Origin of the sequence: Streptomyces atratus (assembly GCF_900119365.1) — a bacterium.
GTDB lineage: Bacteria > Actinomycetota > Actinomycetes > Streptomycetales > Streptomycetaceae > Streptomyces > Streptomyces atratus_B.
The window spans coordinates 6,299-15,676 of sequence record NZ_FPJO01000057.1; the positions used below are offsets into that span (position 1 = coordinate 6,299).

Here is a 9,378-nt window from a genome sequence, read left to right on the forward strand (position 1 = left end):
ACGATCGGTCTCCAGGGCACCATCGAGGACACCGGCACGGATGCGTCAGCCTTCGGCACCTTGCGCCGTGACGAGGACGAGGCGCAGCGGCTGCTGACATCCCTCTCCGAGGCGCACTGCCACGGTGTCGACATCGACTGGACGGCCGTCTTCGGGACCGGCGTCACCCGCGTCGCCCTGCCCACCTACGCCTTCCAACGCACCCGCTACTGGCCCGAGTTCCAGCACGGTGCCGCCATCGCGGCCGCGCAGACCGTCGACCCGGACGAGGCCCGCTTCTGGCAGGCCATCGAGCAGGGCAACCTCGAAGCTCTCGCCGGTGCCCTGGACGGAGCCGACACCGAGCCCCTGCGCGCGGCTCTCCCCGCGCTCACCTCCTGGCGGCGCAGCCGTCAGGAGCGCTCGACCATCGACTCCTGGCGCTACCGCGTCACCTGGAAGCCCGTCGCCTCGGACACCGAGGCCGTTCTCACCGGCCGCTGGCTGCTCGTCGTACCCGAGAACCCGGCTGACGGCGACGCCGAGCTCGCGGCCACCCTCGCCGAGGGCCTGGCACGGCAGGGCGCCGAGATCGTTCGTACGACGCTCCGAGGACTCGTCGGCGACGGTCTGCCGGACACCGACGGGATCATCTCCCTCGTCGGCCTGGACGAGACCCCGCACAGCGAGTTCACTGCGCTGCCCAGCGGCCTCATCGCCACCGTCGACCTGGTCAAGTTCCTGATCGAGGCCGCCGGTCCGGCTCCGTTGTGGACCCTCACCCGCGGTGCCGTGGCCGTCGGCAAGGCGGACCCGCCGGCCGACCCGGCCCGGGCGACCCTCACGGGCTTCGGCCGTGTGGTCGGCCTGGAACACCCGGGCCGGTGGGGCGGTCAGATCGACCTGCCCGCCACCCTCGACGACCGTGCCCTCGCACGGATCGCCGGAATCCTGGGCGCCACCGGCGAGGAGGACCAGGTCGCCGTCCGCGCCTCCGGCGTCTTCGCCCGCCGCCTCGTCCGCGCTCCGTTCGGCGAGCCCGTACAGTCCTGGAACCCCCGAGGCACCGTCCTGATCACCGGCGGTACGGGGGCGCTCGGTACGTTCATCGCCCGCTGGCTCACGGACCAGGGCGCCGAACACCTCGTCCTGACCAGCCGACGGGGCCCCGCCGCACCCGGCGCCGCCGAACTCGAAGCCGAACTGACCGCCAAGGGCGTCCGTGTCACGATCGCCGCCTGCGACGTGAGCGACCGCACCGCAGTCGAGAACCTCGTCGCCGGTCTGCGCAGCCAGGGAGACCCTGTCACCGCGGTCATCCACACGGCAGGTGTGAGCCAGCTCAGCTCCATCGAGGACACCGATCACCCCACGTTCGCCGATGTCATCACCGCCAAGGCGGCCGGCGCACGCAACCTCGACCACGCACTCGGCGACGACCCGCTCGACGCCTTCGTCGTCTTCTCGTCGATCTCCGGCATCTGGGGAAGTGGCGGCCAGGGCGCCTACGCCGCGGCCAACACCTACCTCGACGCCTTCGCCGCGGACCGCCGCGCCCGCGGCCGGACCGCCACCGCTGTCTCCTGGGGCGCCTGGGGCGGCGCCGGAATGGCAAAGGGCGAGGCGGAGCAACTGCTCAGCCGCCGCGGCCTGCCGGTCATGGACCCCGGGCTGACGATCAACGCGATGCGCCAGGCCGTCGAGCACGGCGAGACCACCCTGACCGTCGCCGACATCCGCTGGGACCGCTTCGTCCCCTCCTTCACCGTGGCGCGCCGCAGCCCGCTGCTCGAAGACCTCCCCGAGGTACGGGAGATCCTCGACGCGGCCGAGGCCGAGGCGGGCGGCGCCGAATCGGGCGTCACCTCCGCCCTCCAGCGCCGGCTCGCCGGGCTGACCCCGGCCGAGCAGCGCAACCGGATGGTGGAACTGGTGCGCGGCGAGGCCGCCGCAGTCCTCGGATACGCCGACGCCGGTGCACTCGACATCTCTCGGCCCTTCCGCGAACTCGGCTTCGACTCGCTGACCGCCGTGGACGTACGCAACCGCCTGAACACCGCCAGCGGCCTGCGCCTGCCCGCCACCCTCGTGTTCGACCACCCCACCGTCGCGGAGCTCGCCGGCCACCTCCTCACCCTCGTCCTCGACGAGCCGGCCGAGGACCTGCCCGCCGAATCGTTCGCGGCGCTGTCCACAGCAGGAGCCGGAGCGGACGAGGACCCGGTCGTCATCGTCGGCATGAGCTGCCGCTTCCCGGGCGGGGCGAACTCGCCGGAGGACCTCTGGCGCGTGGTCGCCCAAGGCATCGACACCGTGGGCGACATCCCCGCCGACCGTGGCTGGCCGGGCGGTGACGCGGCCGACCGGCCGGTGGCCGCGGGCGGCTGGCTCGCCGGTGCGGGCGACTTCGACGCCGGGTTCTTCGGCATCAACCCGCGCGAGGCCCTGGCCATGGACCCGCAGCAGCGGCTGCTGCTGGAGGCGTCCTGGGAGGCCCTCGAACGGTCCGGGATCGACCCCTCGTCGATGCGGGGCAGCCGCACGGGCGTGTACATCGGCGCCTCCTCGCAGGGATACGGCAGCGATGTCACCCGGACCCCCGAGGGCACCGAGGGCTATCTCATGACCGGCACGGCCACCGCCGTGCTCTCCGGCCGGGTCTCCTACACGCTGGGTCTGGAGGGCCCGGCGGTGACGGTCGACACGGCCTGCTCGTCGTCGCTGGTCGCCCTGCACATGGCCGTCCAGGCCCTGCGCAGCGGCGAATGCTCGGCCGCCCTCGTCGGCGGTGTCGCCGTGATGGCGACCGGTACGGTCTTCGCCGAGTTCAGCCGACAGGGCGGACTCGCGGGCGACGGCCGCGTCAAGGCGTTCGCGGACGCGGCGGACGGCACCGGCTGGGGCGAAGGCGTAGGGGTCCTGCTCGTCGAGCGGCTCTCGGACGCCGTACGCAACGGCCACGACGTTCTCGCGGTCGTACGGGGCTCGGCCATCAACCAGGACGGCGCGTCCAACGGCCTCACCGCCCCCAACGGCCCGGCCCAGCAGCGCGTGATCCGTCAGGCCCTCGCCCACGCCGGGATCTCGGCCGCCGACGTGGACGTCGTCGAGGCGCACGGCACGGGCACGACTCTGGGCGACCCGATCGAGGCCCAGGCCCTGCTCGCCACCTACGGGCAGGACCGCCCGGAAGGCCACCCGCTCTGGCTGGGCTCCCTGAAGTCGAACATCGGTCATACGCAGGCCGCCGCAGGTGTCGCGAGCGTCATCAAGATGGTCATGGCGATACACCATGGCGTATTGCCCCGGACCCTCCACGTCGATACGCCGTCCACGGAGGTGGACTGGTCGGCGGGCGCGGTGGAACTGCTCACCGAGGCCCGCGACTGGCCGGGCACCGCGGAGCGGCCGCGCCGCGCGGGAGTGTCCTCCTTCGGGGTCAGCGGCACCAACGCCCACACCATCCTTGAGGAACCGCCCACCGTCGAACGCGCCACCGCAGGCGAATCGGCCCCCGGCCGACCGGCTCCGGCCACCGTGCCCTGGGTCCTGTCCGGCCGCGGGGAGAACGCCCTGCGTGCACAGGCCACGCTGCTCGCGCAGTACGTGAGCGGGCAACCGGCCACCGACCCGGCGCCGCTGGACACCGCCTGGTCGCTGGCCACGGGCCGCGCACACCTGGAACACCGGGCCGCCGTCGTCGCAGGCGAACGGGAGGGGTTCCTCACCGGCCTGAAGGCGATCGCCGCAGGCGAAACGGCCCCGGGTGTGGTGCGGGGATCGGTCCAGGGTGGCCGTTCGGCGTTCCTGTTCTCGGGTCAGGGTTCGCAGCGGGCCGGGATGGGCCGTGAGCTGTACGAGGCGTACCCGGTGTTCGCGGACGCCTTCGACGCGGTCTGCGCCGAGCTGGACCGGCACCTCGACCAACAGGTCAAGGATGTGGTGTTCGGCGGTTCGGAGCTGATCGACCAGACCGTGTACACGCAGGCGGGTCTGTTCGCGGTCGAGGTGGCTCTGTTCCGGCTGCTGGAGCACTGGGGTGTGGTCCCGGACTACCTGCTGGGTCATTCGATCGGTGAGCTGGCCGCCACGCATGTGGCGGGGGTGTGGTCGCTGGAGGACGCGGCGGCACTGGTCGCGGCGCGTGGGCGTCTGATGCAGGCACTGCCCACCGGTGGCGCGATGGTCGCCGTCCAGGCGACGGAGGCGGAAATCCTGCCTCTGCTGGTCGAGGGTGTCTCGATAGCCGCGCTGAACGGCCCGGACTCCGTGGTCGTCTCCGGCGACGAGGACGCCGTACTCGCGATCGCGTCGGGCTTCGCGAAGACCAAGCGCCTCCGCGTCAGCCACGCCTTCCACTCACCACGCATGGAGCCCATGCTCGCCGAGTTCAAGACGATCGCCGAGGGCCTGACCTTCCACGCACCGAAGCTCGCCATCGTCTCCAACCTCACCGGCCAGGTGGCTGGTGAGGAGCTGCTGACCGCCGATTACTGGGTGGACCACGTCCGTCAGTCGGTCCGTTTCCTCGACGGCGTACGCCACCTGGAAACCCAGGGCGTCACGACGTACCTGGAACTCGGACCCGGCGGGGTGCTGTCTGCCATGGGCCAGGACTGCGTCACCGACGACGAGGCCGGCTTCGTACCCGCCCTGCGCAAGGACCGTTCCGAGACCGAGGCACTGACCACCGCCGTGGCGGAGCTGCATGCCCATGGCGCCTCCATTGACTGGGCCGCGTACTACGCGAACACCGGCGCCCAGCGCACCGACCTCCCCACCTACGCCTTCCAGCACGAGCACTACTGGCTGCGTTCCACCGGACCCGCACTCGGCGACCTCGGTCAGATGGGCATGGGAACCACGGAGCACCCCTTCCTCGACGCTTCCGTGAGCATCGCCGGATCCGACGGGCTGCTGCTCAGCGGCCGGATCGGCCTCGACACCCACCCCTGGCTCGCCGACCACGCGGTCATGGGCACGGTGCTGCTGCCCGGTGCCGCGTTCGTCGACCTCGCCGCTCATGCCGCGGCCGAGGCGGGCTGCGACCGCGTCGAGGAACTGACCATTGCCGCCCCGCTCGTCCTGGGCGCCACGGACGCCGTCGTCCTCCAGCTGTGGGCCGGTCCCGCCGAAGACGGCCGGCGCCCGCTGGAGATCCACTCCCGTCCGGTCCACGAGGCCACGGCCCGCTGGACGCGGCACGCGAGCGGCGTACTGGTGACCGATACCGTCGGGCAGGCCGGTCCGGCCCTGACGGAGTGGCCGCCGCAGGACGCGGAACCGGTGTCGGTCGACGGCGTGTACGACTTCATGAACGAGATCGGCTACGGCTACGGGCCCGTCTTCCAGGGCCTGCGGGCGGTGTGGCGCGGCAAGGACGAGGTCTTCGCCGAGGTCGCGCTGCCCGAGGACGTGTGGGACGAGGCGGGCCGCTTCGGTCTGCACCCGGCGCTGCTCGACTCCGCCCTGCACGCCATCGGAGTCAGCGGCGGCTCCCTCGCCGAGGGCGGCCAACTGCCCTTCGCCTGGACCGGCGTGACCGTGTACGCGGTCGGCTCCCCGGTGCTGCGGGTCCGTATCACCACCGCCGACAGCGGAGCCGTTTCGCTCGATCTGGCCGATGCCGCAGGCTCGCCGGTGGCGCGGATCGACTCCCTCGTCATGCGGCCGCTGAGCACCGGACAGCTGGCGCCCCCCTCCCAGGGTGGCTCCGACTCGCTCTTCCGCCTGGAATGGACGCCCGCAGGCGCCCCGCAGGCCGGCGCCCCCGCCTCCGCCGACGGAGCCGATGCCGTTACGGTCCTCGAAGTGCCCGCGCTCGGCACCGAATCCGGCACCGACGTGGTGGCCGGCGTGCACGAGCGCGTGTCCGACGTCCTGAACCAGTTGCAGGACTGGCTGGGCGCCGACCACGACGACCGGGCGCGCCTGGTCGTCGTGACCCGCGGCGCGGTGGCCGCAGGCGGCTCCGAGGTCGCGGACCTGGCCGCGGCCGCGGTATGGGGCCTGGTGCGCTCCGCCCAGTCCGAACACCCGCACCGGATCGGCCTGGTCGACACCGACGGCTCCGTCGAGGGCTACGGCTTCCTCGCCGCCCTCGGCGAGCAGCAGGCCGCGGTCCGCGCCGGCGAGGTGTACGTACCGCGCCTGGCAAGGGCCACGGTCCCGGACCTCCCGGACCCGGACCCGGACGCCCAGCCCATCCCCGCCGTCGACGGCGCGGTGCTCGTCACCGGCGCGAGCGGCGGCCTCGGCGGCCTGGTGGCCCGCCACCTCGTCGGGACGTGGGGTGTACGGAATCTCGTACTCGCCGCCCGCCGCCCCGACGGCGGCCCCGACGGCCCCGAGCTCGTCGCGGAACTCGAGAGCCTCGGCGCCACCGCCCGCTGGGTGACCTGCGACGCGGGCGACCGTGCCGCGCTCGCGGCGGTCATCGACGCGATCGCCGCGCAGGACGGCGGCCTGTCCGGCGTCGTGCACGCGGCAGGGGTCGTCGACGACGGCGTACTCGAATCCCTCACCCCCGATCGGATCGCGGACGTACTGCGGCCCAAGGCCGACGCGGGCTGGTACCTGCACGAGCTCACCGCCCACCTCGACCTGGCCTTCTTCGCCCTGTACTCCTCCGCCGCCGGAACCTTCGGCGGCCCCGGCCAGGCCAACTACGCGGCGGCCAACGCCTTCCTGGACGCCCTTGCCGCCGTACGCCGGGCCCAGGGCCTGCCCGCCACCTCGCTGGCCTGGGGTCCCTGGGGCGAGGGCGGCATGCTCGGGGAGCTCGGCGCGGGCGACATCGCCCGCATGAGCCGGGCGGGCATGGCCCCCCTCTCCGCCGAACAGGGCCTCGCTCTCTTCGACGCCGCCGCCCGCGCCACCGAGCCGCATCTGCTCCTCACCCGGCTGACACCGAACGAGTCGCAGGTACGCGCCGACATGCTGCCGCCGCTGCTGCGCCCGTACTTCCGTACGGCCACCCGCCCGCAGGCCGCGGCCGGCCGGACCGGTGCCGGGTCGGCAACCTCCCTCAAGGAGCAGCTGTCCCGGCACACCGACGACGAGCGCTACCGCGCCGTGCTCGACGTGGTCCGCGAGGCGATCGCCACCGTGCTCGGCCACTCCTCGACCGCCGTGGTCGAGGTGGGCAGGGGCTTCCTGGAGATCGGATTCGACTCCCTCACGGCCGTCGAACTCCGCAACCGGATCAACCAGGTCACCGGCCTCAAACTGGCGGCCACGCTGATCTTCGACCACCCGTCGCCGGAGGCGCTGGCCCGCCACCTCTCCGAGGAACTCGCCTCGGAGAGCAAGGTGTCCGCCCTCGCGCTGCTCAGCGAACTGGACCGAATCGAAGCCTCGCTGGCCGTCGTCCCTGCGGACGACGACGACCGTTCCCAGGTCACGGAACGCCTGCGCGGTCTGCTGTCGGCCTGGACCGACAGCCGGCCCGCGGCCGGCGACGGCCAGGACGACACGACCGACCTGGAGTCCGCGACCGCGGACGAGCTCTTCGACCTTCTCGACGGCGAGCTGGGACTGTCCTGACTCTCGTGTCGGTCCCCGCGTCCACCGGCGCGGGGACTTCCGCGCCCCCTGCGCCGATCCCGCCTCGCTCTCAAGGAGTGCCACGTCATGTCGAACGAGGAAAAGTTCCTCGAGTACCTCAAGCGCGCCACGGCGGATCTGCGGGAGGCCCGTACCCGACTGCGTGAATTCGAGGACCGCGACCGCGAGCCCATCGCCATCGTCGGAATGAGCTGCCGCTACCCGGGAGGCATCGGCTCTCCCGAGGACCTGTGGCGGCTCGTCGAGAACGGCGGCGACGGCATCTCGGAGTTCCCGACCGACCGGGAATGGGACGTCGAGCGGCTGTTCGGCGTCGACGAGGCGGGTACGTCCAACGCGTGGGCGGGCGGCTTCCTGGACGGGGCCACCGAGTTCGACCCCGGCTTCTTCGGCATCTCGCCGCGTGAGGCCCTGGCGATGGACCCGCAGCAGCGGCTGCTGCTCGAAGCCTCCTGGGAGGTGTTCGAGCGTGCGGGCATCGACCCGGCCACGGTCAAGGGCAGCCGTACGGGCGTCTTCGCCGGGCTGATGTACCACGACTACCTGACGCTCATGCAGTCCCTCCCCGAAGGCGTCGAGGGCTACCTCGGCACCGGCACCTCCGGCAGCGTCGTCACCGGCCGCATCGCCTACACCCTGGGTCTGGAGGGCCCGGCGGTGACGGTCGACACGGCGTGCTCGTCGTCGCTGGTCGCCCTGCACATGGCGATCCAGGCGCTGCGCTCGGGCGAGTGCTCCATGGCGCTGGCGGGCGGTGTGACCGTCATGTCGACGCCGGGCACCTTCGTCGACTTCAGCCGTCAGGACGGCCTCTCCTTCGACGGTCGCTGCAAGTCCTTCTCCGACGACGCGGACGGCACCGGCTGGTCCGAGGGCGTCGGCATGCTCCTCGTCGAGAAGCTCTCCGACGCCCGCCGCAACGGCCACCGGATCCTCGCGGTCATCCGCGGCTCGGCCGTCAACCAGGACGGCGCCAGCAGCGGCCTGACCGCCCCCAACGGGCCGTCGCAGCAGCGGGTGATCCGCCAGGCGCTGGCCAACGCGCGCGTCTCCGCCGCCGACATCGACGTCGTCGAGGCCCACGGCACCGGCACCACCCTGGGCGACCCGATCGAGGCCCAGGCGCTGATCAACACATACGGCCAGGAACGGGCGGAAGGCCGGCCGCTGTGGCTGGGCTCGCTGAAGTCGAACATCGGCCACGCGCAGGCCGCCGCAGGTGTCGCGGGCATCATCAAGATGGTCATGGCCATGCGCCACGGCATCATGCCCCGGACCCTCCATGCCGACCGCCCGACCTCCCAGGTGGACTGGGAGGCGGGTGCGGTGGAGCTGCTGACCGACGCACGGGAATGGCCCGAGACGGGGGAGCGGCCGCGCCGGGCCGCCGTCTCCTCCTTCGGCGTGAGCGGGACGAATGCGCACGTGATCCTGGAGCAGGCGCAGGAGGAGCCCGCGTCGGTTGATGCGTCGGTTGTCGATTCGGTGTTGCCGGTGGTGCCGTGGGTGCTGTCGGCCAGGTCGGAGGAGGCGCTGGCGGGTCAGGCGGAGCGGCTGCTGGCCCGGGTGGGTCAGGCTTCACCGCTGGACATCGGCTACTCGCTCGCCCTGACACGGGCGCGCTTCGAGCACCGCGCGGCAGTGGTCGGCGGCACGCACGAGGACTTCGCTCGCGGCCTGGAGGCGATCGCGGACGGCACGGTGCGGGGTGTCGTGGGCGGTGGCCGTTCGGCTTTCTTGTTCTCGGGTCAGGGTTCGCAGCGGGCCGGGATGGGCCGTGAGTTGTACGAGGCGTACCCGGTGTTCGCGGATGCGTTCGACGCGGTGTGTGCG

Annotated in this window: 2 protein-coding genes; both read left to right on the forward strand. The window is 72.5% G+C overall.

Annotation, left to right across the window (positions count from 1 at the left end):
- On the forward strand, nucleotides 1–7,524 hold a 7,524-nt coding region (locus BT364_RS37790), incomplete at its 5' end, for an SDR family NAD(P)-dependent oxidoreductase (protein ID WP_371268702.1).
- Between the two features lie 87 nt (nucleotides 7,525–7,611).
- Nucleotides 7,612–9,378 (forward strand): type I polyketide synthase (locus BT364_RS37800; RefSeq protein ID WP_143166621.1); only part of this gene is annotated, 1,767 nt, incomplete at its 3' end.